15 protein-coding genes are annotated in these 17767 nt (G+C 74.5%); 4 read left to right on the top strand and 11 right to left on the bottom strand.

Annotated elements, in window-relative coordinates:
- Positions 1 to 89: 89 nt before the first annotated feature.
- The gene (locus tag ACIBCA_RS21895; RefSeq protein ID WP_396284615.1) at positions 90 to 1007 is read left to right on the top strand and encodes a lytic polysaccharide monooxygenase; all 918 of its coding nucleotides are present in this window, start codon (positions 90 to 92) and stop codon (positions 1005 to 1007) included.
- 179 nt (positions 1008 to 1186) lie between these two features.
- On the opposite strand, the gene ACIBCA_RS21890 is transcribed toward ACIBCA_RS21895, so the two are convergent.
- The 4 genes from ACIBCA_RS21890 to ACIBCA_RS21875 form a co-directional block, all read right to left on the bottom strand.
- Positions 1187 to 2443: a DUF2510 domain-containing protein gene (locus tag ACIBCA_RS21890; protein WP_396284614.1), complete on the bottom strand. Its 1257-nt coding sequence runs from the start codon at positions 2441 to 2443 to the stop codon at positions 1187 to 1189.
- A gap of 122 nt (positions 2444 to 2565) precedes the next feature.
- Entirely contained in the window at positions 2566 to 3354 is a 789-nt protein-coding gene (locus ACIBCA_RS21885) for a 3-oxoacyl-ACP reductase (protein WP_396284613.1), read from the bottom strand.
- A gap of 7 nt (positions 3355 to 3361) precedes the next feature.
- On the bottom strand, positions 3362 to 4783 hold the full coding sequence (locus ACIBCA_RS21880) for an aldehyde dehydrogenase family protein (protein ID WP_396284612.1): 1422 nt from the start codon (positions 4781 to 4783) through the stop codon (positions 3362 to 3364).
- Between the two features lie 4 nt (positions 4784 to 4787).
- Positions 4788 to 6185: a glutamine synthetase family protein gene (locus ACIBCA_RS21875; RefSeq protein WP_396284611.1), complete on the bottom strand. Its 1398-nt coding sequence runs from the start codon at positions 6183 to 6185 to the stop codon at positions 4788 to 4790.
- 176 nt (positions 6186 to 6361) lie between these two features.
- Here ACIBCA_RS21875 and ACIBCA_RS21870 point away from each other — a divergent pair, with 176 nt between their 5' ends.
- Positions 6362 to 7075: a gamma-glutamyl-gamma-aminobutyrate hydrolase family protein gene (locus tag ACIBCA_RS21870; protein ID WP_396284610.1), complete on the top strand. Its 714-nt coding sequence runs from the start codon at positions 6362 to 6364 to the stop codon at positions 7073 to 7075.
- Positions 7076 to 7142: 67 nt separating this feature from the next.
- Here the strand turns inward: ACIBCA_RS21870 and ACIBCA_RS21865 are convergent, their stop codons facing one another.
- The 5 genes from ACIBCA_RS21865 to ACIBCA_RS21845 are packed head-to-tail and all read right to left on the bottom strand — an operon-like array spanning position 7143 to position 11880.
- A complete protein-coding gene (locus tag ACIBCA_RS21865) occupies positions 7143 to 7871 on the bottom strand; it encodes an SGNH/GDSL hydrolase family protein (RefSeq protein ID WP_396284609.1) in 729 nt (242 codons plus the stop codon).
- Positions 7872 to 7898: 27 nt separating this feature from the next.
- Positions 7899 to 9119 carry a beta-ketoacyl-[acyl-carrier-protein] synthase family protein gene (locus ACIBCA_RS21860; protein ID WP_396284608.1) on the bottom strand — a complete coding sequence of 407 codons (1221 nt, stop codon included), beginning with the start codon at positions 9117 to 9119 and terminating at the stop codon, positions 7899 to 7901.
- Positions 9116 to 9424: an acyl carrier protein gene (locus ACIBCA_RS21855; RefSeq protein ID WP_396284607.1), complete on the bottom strand. Its 309-nt coding sequence runs from the start codon at positions 9422 to 9424 to the stop codon at positions 9116 to 9118. Before ACIBCA_RS21855 ends, ACIBCA_RS21860 begins: the two co-directional genes overlap by 4 nt.
- Before the next feature lie 14 nt (positions 9425 to 9438).
- Positions 9439 to 10944 (bottom strand): MFS transporter, encoded by a 1506-nt coding sequence (locus tag ACIBCA_RS21850; protein ID WP_396284606.1) that lies wholly within the window; start codon positions 10942 to 10944, stop codon positions 9439 to 9441.
- Positions 10945 to 10953: 9 nt separating this feature from the next.
- On the bottom strand, positions 10954 to 11880 hold the full coding sequence (locus ACIBCA_RS21845) for a class I SAM-dependent methyltransferase (RefSeq protein WP_396284605.1): 927 nt from the start codon (positions 11878 to 11880) through the stop codon (positions 10954 to 10956).
- Between the two features lie 559 nt (positions 11881 to 12439).
- On the opposite strand from ACIBCA_RS21845, the gene ACIBCA_RS21840 reads away from it, so the two are divergent.
- A complete protein-coding gene (locus ACIBCA_RS21840) occupies positions 12440 to 13492 on the top strand; it encodes a cation diffusion facilitator family transporter (protein ID WP_396284604.1) in 1053 nt (350 codons plus the stop codon).
- Between the two features lie 78 nt (positions 13493 to 13570).
- Positions 13571 to 14473: a 5'-3' exonuclease H3TH domain-containing protein gene (locus ACIBCA_RS21835; RefSeq protein WP_396284739.1), complete on the top strand. Its 903-nt coding sequence runs from the start codon at positions 13571 to 13573 to the stop codon at positions 14471 to 14473.
- A gap of 143 nt (positions 14474 to 14616) precedes the next feature.
- Here the strand turns inward: ACIBCA_RS21835 and ACIBCA_RS21830 are convergent, their stop codons facing one another.
- Positions 14617 to 16971, bottom strand: coding sequence for an FtsX-like permease family protein (locus ACIBCA_RS21830; RefSeq protein ID WP_396284603.1), 2355 nt, complete (start codon positions 16969 to 16971; stop codon positions 14617 to 14619).
- Positions 16965 to 17720, bottom strand: a complete 756-nt coding sequence (locus tag ACIBCA_RS21825) for an ABC transporter ATP-binding protein (RefSeq protein WP_396284602.1) — start codon at positions 17718 to 17720, stop codon at positions 16965 to 16967. Before ACIBCA_RS21825 ends, ACIBCA_RS21830 begins: the two co-directional genes overlap by 7 nt.
- Positions 17721 to 17767 lie beyond the last annotated feature (47 nt).

The raw sequence follows: 17767 nt of genomic DNA, 5'->3' as shown, positions 1-17767 counted from the left end.
CGCGGTCCGGGCCGGCGGCTTCCGGACGGGCAGGCGTGCCCGCTCTCCCCCACACCCGCCCGGAACGACGGTCGAGGAGTCCTCACCCCATGTCCATCAAGCGAAACGCCCTGTCCGTCGGCGTGGTCGGCGCCGCGTGCCTCGCGGTGGCGCTCACCACCGCCGGGAGCGCGAGCGCGCACGGCACGATGACCAACCCGCCCAGCCGCATCGCCTCCTGCTACGCGGAAGGCCCCGAGCACCCCGTCTCCCAGGTCTGCAAGGACCTCGTCGCCACCAGCGGCACCCAGCCGCTGTACGACTGGAACGAGGTCAACATCGCCAACGCCAACGGCAACCACCAGGCACTGATCCCGGACGGCCGGCTCTGCTCGGCCAACCGCGACAAGTACGCGGCGCTCGACTGGCCGCGCACCGACTGGGCGGCCACTCCCGTCAAGCCCGGCGCGTTCACCTTCCAGTTCCGCGCCACCGCCCCGCACCTGGGCACCCAGACCGTCTACATCACCAAGGCGGGCTACAACCCCACCCAGCCGCTCAAGTGGTCCGACCTCGACCCGACGCCCGTCGCCAAGATCCAGGTCGACCGCAACACCGTCAACGGGGCCTACTCCTACTCGGGCACGCTGCCGCAGCGCACCGGCCGTCAGGTCCTCTACACGATCTGGCAGCGCAGTGACAGCCCGGAGGCGTTCTACGCCTGCTCGGACGTCGACTTCGGCGGCGCCGCCGTCTCCTCGCTCGCCGCCCCGGCCGCCCCCGCCCTCGCCGCCGCGCCCAGCGACGCGCAGATCGCCGCCGACGCCTCCAAGTCGACGGTCGCCCACCACGGCCACGGCGGGGACCCAGGCGCCCCGGCCGGCGAGCTCGTCCCGACCGCCTCCGCGGCGGTCGGCACCTCGGCCACCGGCCCGCTGCTGCTCGCCGGTGCCGGCGCGATCGGCGTCGGCTGGGCCGCCATGGTGCTCCGGCGCCGTCGCCTCGAGGCTGTTCGACGCGACGCCTGACGCCGGACACGGAACCGGACCGGAACACCCCCGTCCGGTCCGGTTCCCTCAGTACCGCCCGTACTGCCAGTACCGCCGGCACCGCCAGCACCGCCCCGCGGACCGACGCGGCGGCCAACCCGGAGGGGGGTTCCTCCGGGCGGGCCGCCGCGTCGTCGTGAGTGTCTGGGGACCGGATCTCAGGTGGTGGTGCCGCCGGTGCCGCCCGGGCCGCCGTTCTGACCGCCGTTCTGGCCGCCGTTCTGGCCGCCGTTCTGGCCGGGCTTTCCACCGCCGGGGAGCTGGGGGAGCTTCCCCTTGAAGTCGGTGATGCCCTTGACGATGGTGTCCATCACGGCGACGTCCGGCGCCTTGTCGGCGATGTCGAAGCCGAAGTGCACCGAGATCAGCGCCTTCCCGTCGCCGGACGGGAAGACCACCGTCTCCACGTAGCCCGAGTTGCCCTTGGTCGGGTCGGCCTTCCAGCGGACGAGCCAGCCGTCCTGGCCGTTGACCGTGACGGCCTCGTTCTTCAGCTCCTGGTGGCCGGTGAGGTCGCCGTAGGACTCCTTGGCGGCCTTCTCGATGTCGGCCTTCGCCGCCGCCTGGGCGTCGCTGCCGCCGCCGTCGATCCGGCCGGTGGTCAGGCCGCCGAGGGTGCACTCCTTGGTGGGGTCGTCCGCGCAGCTGTACGAGCCGACGTACGCCGCGGCGTAGCCCTCGGAGGTGTGGCTGCCCTTCCAGCCCGCGGGGACCGGGATGGAGAGACGGTTCACGATGTCGATCGCGGCGCCGGGCTTGGCTTTGCCGGTGCCACCGCCACCACCGCCACCACTGCCGCCGCTGCCGCCCTTGCCACCGTTGCCGCCGCCGCTGGAGCCGTCGGAGCCGTCGGGGCTCTCGGAGCCGTCACCGAAGCCGGGCAGGCCCTTCCCGCCGTTCGGGACCGGCGGCTGCCAGGTGGCCCGCGCCTGGCGGTCGTGGTCGCGGCCGTCCATCGCCAGGTAGGTGATCCCCGAGCCCACGCCCAGGCCCAGCACGGCGGCGAGGGCCGTGGCCGTGACCAGCTTGGACGGCTTGCGCCGCGCCTTGCGCGGGGCCTCGGCGGGCGCGCCCCAGAGGGCGCCGACGGGCGGCGGCTCCGGGTAGCGGACGGTCGGGCCGCTGGACAGGACCTCGCCCTCCAGCACCCGGGGCTGCTCCGCCGTGCCGTCCCCGGCGGCCCCGGGAGCCTCCGCCGCCGAAGGCTCGGGGTGCGCCGGGGCCTCCGGGGACGGGGTCGGGGTCGGGGTCGGGGTCGTAGTCGAGGTCGGGGGCGCCGGGGGCGGGGTCGGCGCGTCCGAGGGCGCGGGGCGGGTCGAGGCCGTCCAGCCCTGGCCGTCCCACCAGCGCTGCGGGCGCGGGTCGCCGGTCTCCTTCGGGTCCGGGTACCACCCGGCGGGAATCTGCTCACTCACAGAAGAGAATCTAAAGCCCGGCGGATAAGCGCGAAATCAGCGCAGCGGCGGATTCCGCCGGTTCTCGATGATTTTCCCGTGAGAAGCCGGAGGGAAGGCCCTCCCCCCGGTCCTGCCCCCGGTTACAGCGGGGTCACGTACGCCCCGGAGATCCCGCCGTCCACCAGGAACTCGCTCGCCGTGATGAACGAGGAGTCGTCGCTCGCCAGGAACGCGACCGCCGCGGCGATCTCCTCGGCCCTGGCGAAGCGGCCGAGCGGAATGTGCACCAGCCGGCGGGCGGCGCGCTCCGGGTCCTTGGCGAACAGTTCGCGCAGGAGCGGGGTGTCCACGGGCCCCGGGGAGAGCGCGTTGACGCGGATGCCCTCGCGGGCGAACTGCACGCCCAGCTCCCGGGACATGGCCAGCACCCCGCCCTTGGAGGCGGTGTACGAGATCTGCGAGGTGGCCGCGCCCATCCGGGCCACGAAGCTGGCGGTGTTGATGATCGAGCCGCGCCCGTGGCGGCGCATGTACGGCAGGGCCGCCTTGCAGCACAGGTAGACCGAGGTCAGGTTGACCTCCTGCACCTTGCGCCAGGCGTCCAGGCCGGTGGTGAGGATCGAGTCGTCCTCCGGCGGGGAGATGCCCGCGTTGTTGAAGGCGACGTCCACACTGCCGTAGGTCTCGTACGCCTCGTCGAACAGCGCCTCGACCATGTACGGGTCGGTGACGTCGGTGTGCACGAACAGCCCGCCGACCTCCTTGGCGGCGGCCCGGCCGCTCTCCTCGTCGAGGTCCGCGCAGACCACCTTCGCGCCCTCCGAGGCGAGCCGGCGGGCGGCGGCCAAGCCGATCCCGCTGCCCGCGCCCGTCACCACGGCGGTGCGGCCGACCAGTCGGCGGCAGACCGCCTCGTCCTTCTCGCTCATCGGGCTGTCACTCCTCGGTGTGGATGAAGACGTTCTTGGTCTCGGTGAAGTGGCGCAGCGCGTCCGGCCCCAGTTCGCGGCCCACCCCGGACTCGCCGTACCCGCCGAAGGGCGTCCAGTAGCGCACGGAGGCATGGGAGTTGACGGAGAGGTTGCCCGCGCGCACGCCCCTGGCCAGGCGCAGGGCGCGGCCGAGGTCCCTGGTCCAGATGGAGCCGGAGAGGCCGTAGCGGGTGGCGTTGGCCAGGCGCAGCGCGTCCGCCTCGTCGGTGAAGGGCAGGACGACGGCGACGGGACCGAAGATCTCCTCGGTGACGGCGGGTTCGCCCTCGTCCTCGGGGGCGAGGACGGTGGGCGGGTACCAGTAGCCGGGGCCCTCGGGGACCGCTCCCCGCGCCAGGACGGGGATGCCGGGGGTGACGTAGGAGGAGACGCGGCGCACCTGGGCGGCGGAGATGAGCGGGCCGAGCTGGGTGGCCGGGTCGGCGGGGTCGCCGGTGCGCAGGGCCTCGACGGCGGGCAGGAGGTGGGCGAGGAAGTCCTCGTAGACCTCGCGCTGGACGAGGATGCGGCTGCGGGCGCAGCAGTCCTGGCCACTGTTGTCGGCGAAGGACATCGGGTCGGCGGCGCGGGAGAGGTCGGCGTCGGCGAAGACGATGCTGGGGCTCTTGCCGCCGAGTTCCAGGGTGACGCGCTTGGCGCGGGCGGCGCAGCGGGCGGCGACCTCCTTGCCGACGACGGTCGAGCCGGTGAAGACGATCTTGCCGACCCCCGGGTGGTCGACCAGGGCCCGTCCGGTGACGGCGCCGGGGCCCGGGACGATCTGGAGGAGCCCCTCGGGAAGGCCCGCGGCGGTGGCGAGTTCGGCCAGGCGCAGGGCGGTGAGCGGGGTGGCCTCGGCGGGCTTGAGGAGGACGGCGTTGCCGGCGGCGAGGGCGGGGGCGAAGCCCCAGGCGGCGATCGGCATCGGGAAGTTCCAGGGGGCGATCACCCCGACCACGCCGACCGGCTCGTGGAACGTCACATCCAGGCCGCCGGCGACGGGGATCTGACGGCCCGACAGACGCTCGACTCCCCCGGCGGCGTACTCCAGCAGGTCGCGGACGTTGCCGGCCTCCCAGCGGGCGTTGGCCAGGGTGTGTCCGGCCTCGCCGACCTCCAGCGCCGCCAGTTCGGGGACGTGCACCTCGACCTGGTCGGCGAACCGGCGCAGCAGGCGGGCCCGTTCGCCGGGGGCCAGGGCCGCCCAGCCCGTCTGCGCCTTGGCGGCGCGCTGTACGGCCTCGGCCAGCTGCTCGGGGGTGGTGTCCGGGACGACGGCCAGCACCTCGCCGGTGGCGGGGTTGCGGACGGCGCTGCCGGTGCCGCGGGTGCTGTCGGTGCCGCCGGTGCTGTCGGTGCCGCCGGTGCCACCCGTGGGCTCGCTCATGTCCTCACATCCGTTCGAAGGATCGGTAGCGCTCCCAGTCGGTCACCGTGCCGTCGTAGGCGGCCTGTTCGACCCGGGCCATGTTCAGGTAGTGCTCGACCACGTCGTCGCCGAACGCCTCCCGGGCGAGCTCGCTCTCCGCCCACAGCTCGGCGGCCTCGCGCAGCGAACCGGGCACCCGGGCGTACTCGTCCACCCCGTAGGCGTTGCCCAGGCAGGGCGCGGGCAGCTCCAGCTTGCGCTGCAGGCCGTGCAGGCCCGCGGCGATCATCCCGGCCACGGCCAGGTACGGGTTGACGTCGCCGCCGGGCACCCGGTTCTCCATCCGCAGGCCCGGGCCGTGGCCGACCACCCGGTAGGCGCAGGTGCGGTTGTCGCGGCCCCAGGCCACGGCCGTCGGGGCGAAGGAGCCGGGGCGGTAGCGCTTGTAGGAGTTGATGTTCGGCGCGTACAGCAGGCTGAACTCCCGCAGGGCGAGGAGCTGCCCGGCGAGGAAGTGCCGCATGGTGTCGGTCATCCGGCCGTCGCGGTCGGCGAAGGCGGGCGCGCCGACGGCGTCGCGCAGCGAGAGGTGGATGTGGCAGCTGTTGCCCTCGCGCTCGTCGTACTTGGCCATGAAGGTGAGGGCGCAGCCGAGTTGGGCGGCGATCTCCTTGGCGCCGGTCTTGTAGACGCTGTGCTGGTCGCAGGTGGTGAGCGCGTCGGCGTAGCGGAAGGCGATCTCGTGCTGGCCGAGGTTGCACTCGCCCTTGGCGGACTCGACGACCAGCCCGGCGCCGGCCATGTCGTTGCGGATGCGGGAGAGCAGCGGCTCGACGCGGGCGGTGCCGAGCATCGAGTAGTCGACGTTGTAGAGGTTCGCCGGGGTCAGGCCGCGGTAACCGCCCAGCCAGGCGGACTCGTAGGTGTCGCGGAAGACCAGGAACTCCAGCTCGGTGCCGACGTCCGCCGCGAGGCCGTGCTCGGCGAGGCGGGCGATCTGGCGGCGCAGCAGCTGGCGCGGGGCCGCGTCCACCGGGTGGCCGCCGTGGCGGGCCAGGTCGGCGGTGACCTGGGCGGTGCCCGGCTGCCAGGGGGTCAGCCGCAGGGTGGCGAGGTCCGGGCGCATCGCGAAGTCGCCGTAGCCGGTCGCCCAGGAGGAGAAGGCGTAGCCGTCCACGGTGTTGAGGTCCACGTCCACGGCGAGCAGGTAGTCGCAGGCCTCGGCGCCGTTGACGAGCACCTCGTCGAGGAAGAACCGGGCGGCGAAGCGCTTGCCCTGCAGGCGGCCCTGCATGTCGGTGAAGGCCAGCGCGACCGTGTGCACCTCGCCGGCGTCCACCAGCGTGCGCAACTCGTCCACGGTCAGAGGCGCGCGGGGCCGGGCGGCCGAGGCGGCGGGTCCGGCGGCGGGTTCGGACATGGCGGGACCATCCTCATCGATCACTCTTCGAGATCAATCGGTCACACGGAACCGTACGGCCTGGGGCTCTCGGGGCGGAAGAGGGCGGACGGGTGTGGCGCGCTTTCGGGTTCCCGGCCGGGCGGCGGCCGCGTGGCGGACGGGGGTTCGGGTGGCGCGGGTGCAGAATGCGCGCCATGGATCGCAGGCCATTGATCGGCGTCAGCACCTACCTGGTGGGCGCGAGTTGGAGCAGCTGGCGGGACCGTCGGGTCGCCCTCGTGCCCGAACGGTACACCGCGTTCGTACGGGACGCGGGCGGGATCGCGGTGCTGCTGCCGCCCGACCTGCCGGAACGGGCGCCCGAAGTGCTCGCGCGGCTGGACGCGCTGGTGATCGCGGGCGGGCCGGACATCGACCCCGCGTACTACGGCGAGGATCCGCACCCGGCCACCGAGGTGGACTCCCCCGAGCGGGACCGGTGGGAGGTCGCGCTGCTGCGGGCCGCGCTGGCGGCGGGGATGCCGCTGCTGGGGATCTGCCGGGGGATGCAGGTGCTCAACGTGGTCTGCGGGGGGACGCTGGTGCAGCACCTGCCCGACGTGGTCGAGGTGGACGTGCACACGGGCTCGCCGGGCACGTACGGGACGCACCTGGTGCGGCCGGTGCCCGGGACGCTGCTCGGCGGGCTGATGCCGGAGAGCGAGGTGGAGGTGCCGACCTACCACCACCAGGCGGTGGGGCGGGTCGGCGAGGGGCTGCGGGTGTCGGCGCACGCGCCGGACGGGACGGTGGAGGCGGTCGAGGGCCCGGGGTTCACCCTGGGCGTGCAGTGGCACCCGGAGCAGGGGGACGACCTGCGGGTGATGCAGGCGCTGGTGCGGGCGGCAACGGCGGTGACGGTGGGGTGAACTGACGAGCGGGGAACGGGAGTCGGGCCCGGAGCCTCCTGTTCCCCGGTACCTCCCGTTCCCCGTGTCAGGCCGTCGCCGGGGTGGGGACGGGGATGTGAGTGGCGGCGGCCAGCAGGGTCGGGAGCATGCGGGTGGCGTGGGTGGCGTAGCCGTGGGGGGAGGGGTGGATGCCGTCGGGGCCGAGGAGGTGGGGGGCCTGGTCGCGGAACTCGGGGCCGGAGGTGGGGGCGAGGTGGGCGCCGAGGCGGTCGGCGGTGCGGGTGTGGCGGCGGGCGAGACGGCGGGAGCGGCGGTGGCCGATCCAGCGGACCGGGGCGCGGAAGCCGGGGCCGTAGCCGGGGTCGGGGCAGGGCACGACGACCAGTTGCCAGCCGGACTCGCTCAACGCCTGGGCGAGGTGGGCGTGTTGGCGGGCAGCGCGGCCCAGCGGGGCGGGGATCAGGACGTCGTTGCCGCCGACGAGGAGCACGGCGATGCCCGGCCGCAACCGGGCCGCGCGGTGCACCTGGCGGCCCACGGAGGCGGTGGTGGCGCCGACGCGGGCGTGGACGCGCAGGTCGACGGGCCGGCCGGTGCCCTCCGCGAGGCCCTGGGCGAGCAGGGCGCCGAGGGTCTGGTCGGGGCGCTGGGCGCCGTAGCCCTGGGCGAGGGAGTCGCCGAGCATCAGCAGGGTCAGCGGCTCGTCGCCGTGCCCGTACCGGCCGTCCGCGACGGGCACGGTCCAGTCGCGGGGCGGGCGGCGGGCGAGGAGGTGCAGGTACAGCCGGGCGAGCCGGAGGGCGAGGCGGCGCATGGCGGGGGCTCCTGGGCGGTCAGGCGGTCAGGCGGTCAGGACGACGGCGGCGCTGTGGCCGCCGAAGCCGCTGGAGACGGTGAGGGCGGCGGGCAGGTCGAGGGGGCGCGGGGCCTTGGTGACCACGTCGAGGTCGATCGCGTCGTCGAGCCGGTCGAGGTTGGCGGTGGGCGGGATCAGCCGGTGGCGCAGGGTGAGGGCGGTGATCGCCGCCTCGATGGCGCCGGCCGCGCCCATGCAGTGCCCGATGACGCTCTTGTTGGCGGTGACCGGCGGCGGCCGGTGGAAGACGCTGCGCAGAGCGGCCGCCTCGGCGGGGTCGTTGAGGGCGGTGCCGGTGCCGTGGGCGTTGACGTGCCCGATCTCGTACGGGGCGAGCCCGGCGTCGGCGAGGGCGGCGCGGACGGCCCGGGCGAGGCCCTCGCCGCCGGGGTCGGGGGCGGTGGGGTGGTGGGCGTCGGCGGCGGCACCGTGTCCGGCGAGGTGGGCGTAGGGGCGGGCGCCGCGGGCCCGGGCGTGCTCGGGGCGTTCGAGGACGAGGAGGCCCGCGCCCTCACCGAGGACGAAGCCGTCGCGGTCGGCGTCGAACGGACGGGAGGCGCCCTCGGGGTCATGCCGGCGGCGGGAGAGCGCGCCGAGGCGGTCGAAGGCGACGGCGGTCATCGGGGTGCGCGGGCTGTCGGTGCCGCCGGCGAGGACGAGGTCGCAGGTGCCGGCCCGGACCAGGTCGGCGGCGAGGGCGAGGGCACTGGTACCGGAGGCGCAGGCGGTGCTGACGACGAGGGCCGGGCCGCGGGCGCCGAGGTCGAGGCTGACCTCGCCGGCGGCCATGTTGGGGATGGAGCGCGGCAGCATCAGCGGGGAGACGCGGTCGGCGCGGCCCTCGGCGAGGCGGGCGTACTCGGCGGCGTACGTGTGCACGCTGTTGGCGCTGACGCCGAGCACGACGCCGACCCGGGTGCCGTCCCACTCCCCCGGGTCGAGCCCGGCGTCGGCGACGGCCTGCCGGGCGGCGGCCACCGCCATCCGGCTGAAGGGGTCGAGCCGGCGGGCGAGCCGCCCGCCGAGGAGGGCCGGGGCGTCGAAGCCGGTGACCGGGCAGGAGAAGTCGACGGCCAGGCCCGCGAGTTCGGGGTCGCGCCGGGCGGTGGGGCGGGCGTCTAGGAAGTGCTCCCAGACGGCTCCGGCGCCGCAGCCGGCCGGGGTGACCAGGCCCAGGCCCGTGACGGCGACCGCGCGCGGGCTCAACTGACGCTCTCCGTCATGTGGTTGGGGGCCGTGTGGTTGGGGGCCGTGTGGTTGGGGGCCGCGAGCTTGGCGTCCGGGTCCGCAAGGCTGGCGTCCACGCGGGCGGCGAGTTCGCCGAGGGTGCGGTCGGGGGTGATGTCGGCGACGGTGACGCCGAGGCGCTCCTCCACGACCAGGGACAGCTCGACCAGGGCGAGGCTGTCCAGGGCGAGCGAGGCGAGGGCGGCGTCGGGAGTGACGAGCGCGGGTGCGACCTCGAACTCGTCGACGAGGCAGGAGCGGATGGTCTCGTAGGCGGCGGCCATGGCGAACTGTCCTTTCAGCGGGGCTGGTTGGGGAGGTGGAAGACGACGGCGAGGCCCCGGCCCGGCAGTGCGAGCCAGGCGAGGACGGCGGCGAGGGCGGCGGCCGTCGCGCCCACGGCGGAGGCGTCGGCGAGCCCGTCGAGGAAGGCGTCGGCGAACGCGGCCCGGTCGGCGGGGGCGGCGCGGTCGAGGGAGGTGGCGAGGACGGAGCCGAGCACCGCCACCCCGAGGGTCGAACCGACCTGCCGGGTGGCGTCGTTGAGCGCCGAGCCGACACCGGCCGCGCCGATCGGCACGGCGCTCATCACCACCTCGGTGGCGACGGGCGCCAGCAAACCGGCGCCGAACCCGGCCGTCGCCTCGAAGAACAGCACCGCCCCGTCGCCCGATCCGGTGGCCAGCCCGGCGAGTTGGAGGAACCCGGCGGCGATGAGCACCAGCCCGCCGGCACACGGCGCACGGGCGCCGAACCGCCGGGCCAGCACCGGCCCCAGGACGGCCCCGACGGCGAGCGACAGGGACAGCGGCACCATCCGCTGCCCGGCCTGCCAGGCGCTCAGGCCGCGGACCTGCTGGAGGTAGAGGGTGAGCAGGAACATCGCGCCGAACATCGCGAAGGACATCAGGGCGAGCACGGTCACGGCCGGCCAGACCGGCCCGCCACGCAGCAGCCGTACCGGCACCATCGGTGCGGCGCAGCGCAGTTGGCGCCGGACGAAGCCGGTCAGCAGCGCGGCGGCGAGCGCGAAGGCGGCGAGGACCGGAGCGCTCGCCCAGCCCCGGCCCGGGGCCTCGATGACGCCCCAGACCAGCGCGAGCAGCCCGGCGCAGGACAGCAGCGCGCCCGGCCCGTCCAGGGGCCTCGCCTCGGGGGCGCGGGACTCGGGGGCGCGTGACTCGGGGACGGCGAGCAGCGCGGCCAGGGCGATCACCGCGATCACGGGGACGTTCAGCCAGAACGCCGAGCGCCAGCCGTACCGGTCCACGAGCAGACCGCCCGCGACCGGGCCGAACACCGCGCCGACCCCGGCGACGGCCGCCCAGAGGCCGATCGCCCGCCTGCGGGCGGCCGGTTCGCGCAGCACGTGCACGATGGTGGAGAGGGTCGCGGGCATGAACAGGGCGGCGCCCAGGCCCATCCCGCAGCGGGCCGCGACCAGCGCGCCCGGCCCGGCGGCCAGCGCCCCGGCGGCGGAGGCGGCCCCGCACAGGGCGAGGCCCGCGAGGAAGGCCCGGCGCCGCCCGTACCGGTCGCCGAGCGCGCCGCCGGCGAGCACGCAGCCGCCGAGGGCGAGGGCGTAGCCGTCGACGATCCACTGGGTCTCGGCGAGGGTGGGGCCGAGGTCGGCGCGCAGGCCGGGGATCGCGACGTTGAGGACGGTGAAGTCCAGGCCGAGCAGGAACAGCGCGGCGCAGACCACCGCGACGGCGGCCCAGGCGCGGTGGCCGTCAGGCTGCCGGGCCTGGGGCCTGTCGTGGGAGCTGTCCTTGGGCCTGTCCTGGGGCCTGTCCTTGAGCACGTCGCGGCCTCAGACGGGCAGCCGCAGCGGCTCGTCGCGCCGCCGCAGGCCGATCCGGTACAGGGTGACGGCGCCGCGCAGGAACGTCACCTCGCTGGCGCGCAGGTAGCGCCGGTACCGCCGGTAGCCCTCCGGGCCGATCAGCCGCTCGGCCTCGGCGCGGGCCCGGAGCAGCCGGGCCGACCAGGCGGCGAGGGTGCGGGCGTAGTCCTCGGCCGAGGCGGTGAGGGTGACCACGGAGAAGTGCGGGTCGCAGGCGGCGGCGATCTCGCTCAGCCGGGGCAGCCTGCCGCCGGGGAAGACGTCGGAACCGACGAACTCGCCGATCGGGCCCGCACCGTCGGCCGCGCCGTCGTAGGCGATGGTCTGCAGGGACATCCGGCCGCCGGGGCGCAGCCAGCCGTGGCAGGACGCGAAGTAGTGGGCGTAGACGGCGAGGCGCTCGGCGCGGGTCATGCCGGCGGTGGCGAAGTGCTCGAAGGAGCCCATGCCGACGATCGCGTCGTACGGCCGCTCGGGGCGGTGGTCCTCCCAGCTCTCCAGGCGGGGCTCGGCGCCGGGGAGGGCGCGGGCGGCGAGGAAGGCGTACTGGGCGGGCGAGACGGTCAGACCGGTGGCGCCGGCGACGCGGTCGTCGCGGCTCGCGTGCTCCAGCATGGCGCCCCAGCCGCAGCCGACGTCCAGCAGCCGCAGGCCCTCGCCGGGGCGGGCGTCCCGGGCGCCGACCAGGTCGAGGTGGTGGTCGAGCTTGGCGCGCTGGGCGCGGAGCAGGGCGGTGGTGTCGGGCTCCTCGCGCGGGATGCCGTCCCACTGGCCGGCGGTGTAGGCGAGGGTCTCGTCGAGCCAGAGGGCGTAGAACTCGTTGCCGAGGTCGTAGTGGAAGGCGATGTCGTCGGCGGGGGTGCCGGCGGTGGTGATCGTGGTGGAGGTCGTCATCCGGGTCCTGTTCCTGGGGCCTGTTCCTGGGGCCTGTTCCTGGGTGCTGATCGATGGGCTGCTCAGGTGTTCTCGCCCCGGCTGCTCTCGCTCGGGCCGCTCTCGCTCGGGCCGCTCTCGCTCGGGCCGTCCTCGCTCGGGGCGCCGGGGCTCGCCGCCGAGGGGCCCGTCGAAGTCCCGGCCGAGGCTCCAGGGGACGTACTGGTGCGGGAACCACTCGCGCGCCGTGTCGAGATGACGGTTCATCAGCTCTTCGGCGGTCGCCTCCAGTTCAACGAGCCGGCGAACGGAGTCCGTGGTGACGATCTTCACGGGCCATGATCGTCGCGGACCCGCTCACCGGCGCGCAAACCCGCCTCACCCATCCGGGTGAGGCGGGTTTGAGGGCCTTGAGCTGGGCTTATGCCGCCGGCAATCCGACCCTCGAACGGCAACGACAACGGTCACCAGTACAACCTTTGGATCTTTGTCGATTCTGCGGTTCACTTCGAGTGCGGAGGCGATCACCTCCGTCCGTTTCCAGGTGTGCATTCCACCCGTGTATCCAGAGAGGGCTTCGATGGCCGGCCACGAGCATTCCCACGATGATCATGCGCATGACCACAAGCACTCACACGGTCACGGCGGTCACGGGGGCCATGGCGGCCACTCGCACGGCGTGTCCGCCGACGCCGACCGCCGCTGGCTGATCAGCGCGCTCACCCTGATCGTCGTCTTCATGGCCGGCGAGGTCGTGGTCGGCTTCGCCGCCCAGTCCCTCGCCCTGATCTCCGACGCGGCGCATATGCTCACCGACGCCGCCTCGATCGTCCTCGCCCTGGTCGCCATGCGTCTGGCCGCCCGCCCCGCCCGCGGCGGCTACACGTACGGGCTCAAGCGCGCCGAGATCCTCTCCGCGCAGGCCAACGGCGTGACGCTCCTGCTGCTCTCCGCCTGGCTCGGCTACGAGGCCGTCACCCGGCTGTTCGAACCGCCGGAGGTCACCGGCTCACTGGTGCTGGTCACCGCGCTGGTCGGGGTCGCCGTCAACATCGCCGCCGCCTGGTGCATGTCCAAGGCCAACCGCAGCTCGCTGAACGTCGAAGGCGCCTTCCAGCACGTCATCACCGACCTGTACGCGTTCATCGCGACCGCCGTCGCGGGCCTCGTCATGGTGACCACCGGCTTCGCCCGCGCCGACTCCATCGCCTCCCTCATCGTCGTCGCGCTGATGCTCAAGGCGGGCGTCGGGCTCGTCCGCGACTCCGGGCGGATCTTCCTGGAGGCCGCCCCCGCCGGCATCGACCCCGACGCGGTGGCCGACCGGCTCGTCGCCGAACCGCTCGTCGAGGAGATCCACGACCTGCACATCTGGGAGATCACCTCCAACCAGCCCGCCCTCTCCGCCCACATCCTCGTCACCCCCGGCGGCGACTGCCACGCCGTCCGGCGCCGGCTCCAGAGCCGGCTCTCCGAGGAGTACGGCATCACCCACGCCACCCTCCAGGTCGACCACGTCGGCGAGGACGAGGCCGGCGCACTGCTCCAGATCGCCCCGCACGGCGACACCGCCGCCGAGCACTGCGCCGACGCCCACGGGCCCGTCCACCGCGCGGGGCCGCACGAGCACTGAGCACCGTACGACCGCCCTCCGTCGGCGCGGTGCGGCATGATCTGACGCGTGACCGCACCGCTGACCGCACCGCGACTGATGCTCCTCGACTCCGCCAGCCTGTACTTCCGGGCCTACTACGGCGTGCCGGACACCCTGCGCTCCCCGCAGGGCGAGCCGGTCAACGCCGTCCGGGGCCTGCTGGACTTCATCGCCCGGCTCGTCCACGACCACCGGCCCGACCAACTGGTCGCCTGCATGGACGCCGACTGGCGCCCCCAGTGGCGCGTCGACCTCATCCCCTCCTACAAGACCCACCGCGTGGCCGAGGCCGCCGTCGACGGCGAGGAGGAGGTGCCCGACACCCTCGCCCCGCAGGTCCCGGTGATCGAGCAGGTCCTCGACGCCCTCGGCATCGCCCGCCTCGGCTCCCCCGGCTACGAGGCCGACGACGTGATCGGCACCCTCACCGCCCGCGCGCAGGGCCCGGTGCAGATCGTCACCGGCGACCGCGACCTCTTCCAGCTCGTCGACGACGCCCGGGAGATCACCGTCCTCTACCCCGTCAAGGGCATGGGCAACCTCCAGGTCACCGACGACGCGCTCCTGCTGGAGAAGTACGGCGTGCGCGGCGCGCAGTACGCCGACATGGCCGCCCTGCGCGGGGACCCGTCCGACGGCCTGCCCGGCGTCAAGGGCATCGGCGAGAAGACCGCCGCCCAGCTCATCAACGAGTACGGCGACCTCGCCGCCATCCGCGCGGCGGCCCTGGAGGTCGGCTCCAAGCTCACCCCCGCCCGCCGCCGCAACCTCGTCGAGGGCGCCGCCTACCTCGACGTCGCCCCCACCGTCGTCCGCGTCGCCACGGACGCGCCGCTGCCCGACTTCGACCCGGCCCTGCCGCAGGAACCGCTGGACCCGATGGCCCTCGAACACCTGGCGGCGCGCTGGGGGCTGGGCAGCTCGCTGGAGCGGGTCGTGGAGACCCTCGCGGCTCGGTAGGCCTTGTTTCCGCGGCTCTCGCGGGCCCGCACTACGCCAGTAGTGCCACTACTTCCGTAGTGGCACTACTGGTGTAGTGGCACTACTGGCGCAGTGCGGGCCGCCGATGTAGCAGCACTACGGAAGTAGTGACCCCGGGGCGCCTAATCCTGCGGGACCACCGCCCCCTGGCGCGCAGCCCGGCCGGTCGCCCCGGCGGCGGTGGCCAGGGTGACGAGCGCGCAGAGTGCGACCGTCCCCGCGAGCTGCGCCCAGGGGAAGACCGTCGGCGCGTCCGTCACCAGCCTGCTCAGCGAGGCGTGCTGGGTCACGGCGGCGAGCCCGGTCGCGACGGCGGCGAGGATGGTGCCGACGACCACGGCCACCGCCGACTCCGCCGCGGCCATCCTGATGATCTGACCGCGCACCGCGCCCGCCATCCCCAGCAGGGCGAACTCCCGGCGGCGGCCGGCCAGGGCCATGACCAGGGTGTTGGCGACGGCGATCAGCGCGTACGCGAGGGCGATGCCGAGGATCACCACGGCGGCCGTGTCCGTCTGCTCGGCGGCGTGGGCGCGCCGGGCCTCCAGGTAGGCGTCGTACGTGGACAGGCGCGCGCCCGATCCGGCCAGCGCCTGGGCGACCGCCTTCTCGTCCACCGCCTCCCGGTCGAGGTAGACCATGCTCGGACTCCGGCCCCCGGTGAGGGAGGCGGAGACGTACGCGTCGTCGCCGTTCAGTCCGCGCGCGATGATCGCCGTGACGGCCGTCCGCACCCGGGCGCCGGTCGGCAGGAGGGTGACCACCTCGTCGCCGACCTTGAGCCCGTCCTCGGTGGCCGCCTTCTCGTCGATGACCAGGAAGTTCGGCGGCGGCGAGGCCAGCGAACCGGAGATCACGGGCGGGGTCACGGTGGTGCCCAGGGCTCCGGCGGGGACGGCGGTGGCGCCGAGCGAGTCGATCTGCTCGTCCTGGGCGGTGCCCAGGCGGATGTTCATCGGGGTGACCGGCGTGACGCGCAGGCCGGGCACGGCGGCGAGCCGCTCCACCGTCGGCGCGTCGGCCCCGGTCACGACGGCGGCCGCGTGGATCTCCTGCCGCTGCCGGGCGAGGCTCGCCGCGTCCCCGGACTTCTGCATGGTCAGCAGCGTGCCGACCAGCCCGACCGCCACGACGATCGGCGCCACGGTCGCCGCCGTACGCCGCCGGCCGGTCAGGATGTTCTCCCGCACCAGCATCGGTCCGGCCTTCGCCGACCGGCGCAGCGGAGCCGTCAGCAGGGCGGTCACCGGGCGCAGCAGGACGGGCGCCAGCAGCGCCACCGCCCCGACGTACAGCACGGGCACGGCCTCGTACTTGCGGGCGCTCGCCGCCAGGTACGGCTGCGTACGGGCGATCACCACCCCGGCCACCACCGCGCCCACCAGCATCGCCGCCCCCAGCAGCCAGCGCACCGGCGTCATGCCGCGCCGCTCCACCGCGCTCTCGCGCAGCACCTCGATCGGGCGGATCAGCGAGACCCGCACGAGGGTGGCCGCCGCGCCGACCAGCGCGGCGGTGACGCCGATCACGAAGGTGACGAGGAGCGGGAGCGGGTTGAAGGGGATGGCGAACCAGCCCGGCGCCACGTGGTGGTCCACCATCCAGGCGCGCAGCGGTCCCGTCGCGAACGGCGCGAGCGCGCAGCCGACCACCGCCGCCGCGACCCCGATCAGCAGCGCCTCGCCCAGCACCATCCGCCGCACCTGCCGGGGCGCGGCGCCGACCAGCCGCAGCAGGGCCAGTTCGCGGCGGCGCTGCTCGGTGGCGAAGGCGAAGGTCGCGATGACGACGAAGACCGCCACGCAGACGGCGAGCCCGGTCGTACTGCCCGCCATCGCCTGGGCGCCGGCGAGGGCCTGGGCGCCGCCGGACGGGTCGGGGTCGAGCTCGGTGCGGTCGTCGCCGGTGAGGACGACGGCCTTGAGGCCGCTCGGCGGGGCCTGGTCGGTGATCAGGGCGTTGACGCCCGGGGAGAGGCGCTGGGCCTCCGCGCCGGTGAAGAAGACGGCGTCCTCGAACCAGCGGGCGTCGGTGACGCCGACGACGCGGTAGGCGTTCAGGTGACGCCCGATCTGCTCCGCCTTTCCACCCCCGACCACGATCTCGTCCGCGCTCTCGGGCGCGCGCCCGGCCGTCAGCCGGTAGCCGGCGAAGGCGGCCGAGGACCACGGGTGGCCGGTCGCCTGGACCTCACCCGCTACGGGGAAGCTGCGGTCGGCGGTCGCCCCGGGCAGCTGCGCTACCACGTCCTCGGGCAGGACGGCCGGGGCCTTCATCGGCTGCCCGTCGAAGCCGAGCGGGGCGATCACCGTACGGGCGGCCGCGAAGCGCTGCGGCCCCGAGTGCGGGCTGCCGAAGGTGGCCGCCAGGGCCAGCGTCATCAGCCCGATCATGGTGGTGCCGAGCGCGAGGGCGAGGAACGCGCCGACGAAGCTCGTCAGCCGGTGGCGCAGGGTGGCTGCGGCGAGCCTCAGCACGGCGTCTCCAGCGCGGCCATCCGCAGGACCACGGTCTCGGCGGTCGGGGCTGCGAGTTCACCCGTCACCACGCCGTCCGCGAGGAACAACACCCTCTGCGCGTAACTCGCGGCGACCGGGTCGTGGGTCACCATGATGACCGTCTGCCCGTGCTCCTCCACCACCCCGCGCAGCAGGGCGAGCACGTCGCGGGCCGTACGGGAGTCGAGCGCGCCGGTGGGCTCGTCGGCGAAGAGCACCTTGGGCCTGGTCACCAACGCCCGGGCGATGGCCACCCGCTGCTGCTGGCCGCCCGAGAGCTCCCCCGGCCGGTGGTCCCCCCGCTCCGCCAGCCCGACCTCCGCCAGGCCCCTCTCGATCTCCTGCGGCTCGATCGCCCTCCCGGCCAACCTGAGCGGCAGCTCCACGTTCTGCCGAGCCGTGAGCGCCGGAATCAGATTGAACGACTGGAAGATGAACCCCATCTGCTCCCGCCGCAGCACGGTCAACGCCCGCTCCGACAACTCGTGGACCGGCGCCCCGTCCAGCAACACCCGCCCCTCATCCACCCGGTCGAGCCCCGCCGCACACTGCAGCAACGTCGACTTCCCCGACCCGGACGGCCCCATGATCGCCGTGAACGTCCCCGCCTCGAACCCGACGTCCACCCCGTCCAGCGCCACCACCCGGCTCTCCCCCCGCCGGTACGCCTTCCGCACCCCCTCCAGCCGGACCACATCTCTCCCGGCCGAACCCCCGCTGTGCACCACGCCTGAACCTTCCCTCGAACTGCGAACAACCAGCGCCCGAGGCTAAT

It is taken from the genome of Kitasatospora sp. NPDC051170, assembly GCF_044455705.1.
GTDB lineage: Bacteria > Actinomycetota > Actinomycetes > Streptomycetales > Streptomycetaceae > Kitasatospora.
Note: the sequence above shows the minus strand (reverse complement) of the source record. Positions and strands in the feature narration are given on the sequence as shown.

Bases quoted from the DNA above. Each gene is read 5' to 3' on its own strand.
- ACIBCA_RS21895 (WP_396284615.1), top strand. From the start codon at position 90: ATGTCCATCAAGCGAAACGCCCTGTCCGTCGGCGTGGTCGGCGCCGCG.
- ACIBCA_RS21885 (WP_396284613.1), bottom strand. From the start codon at position 3,354: ATGAGCGAGAAGGACGAGGCGGTCTGCCGCCGACTGGTCGGCCGCACC.
- ACIBCA_RS21880 (WP_396284612.1), bottom strand. From the start codon at position 4,783: ATGAGCGAGCCCACGGGTGGCACCGGCGGCACCGACAGCACCGGCGGC.
- ACIBCA_RS21875 (WP_396284611.1), bottom strand. From the start codon at position 6,185: ATGTCCGAACCCGCCGCCGGACCCGCCGCCTCGGCCGCCCGGCCCCGC.
- ACIBCA_RS21870 (WP_396284610.1), top strand. From the start codon at position 6,362: ATGGATCGCAGGCCATTGATCGGCGTCAGCACCTACCTGGTGGGCGCG.
- ACIBCA_RS21865 (WP_396284609.1), bottom strand. From the start codon at position 7,871: ATGCGCCGCCTCGCCCTCCGGCTCGCCCGGCTGTACCTGCACCTCCTC.
- ACIBCA_RS21855 (WP_396284607.1), bottom strand. From the start codon at position 9,424: ATGGCCGCCGCCTACGAGACCATCCGCTCCTGCCTCGTCGACGAGTTC.
- ACIBCA_RS21845 (WP_396284605.1), bottom strand. From the start codon at position 11,880: ATGACGACCTCCACCACGATCACCACCGCCGGCACCCCCGCCGACGAC.
- ACIBCA_RS21840 (WP_396284604.1), top strand. From the start codon at position 12,440: ATGGCCGGCCACGAGCATTCCCACGATGATCATGCGCATGACCACAAG.
- ACIBCA_RS21835 (WP_396284739.1), top strand. From the start codon at position 13,571: ATGCTCCTCGACTCCGCCAGCCTGTACTTCCGGGCCTACTACGGCGTG.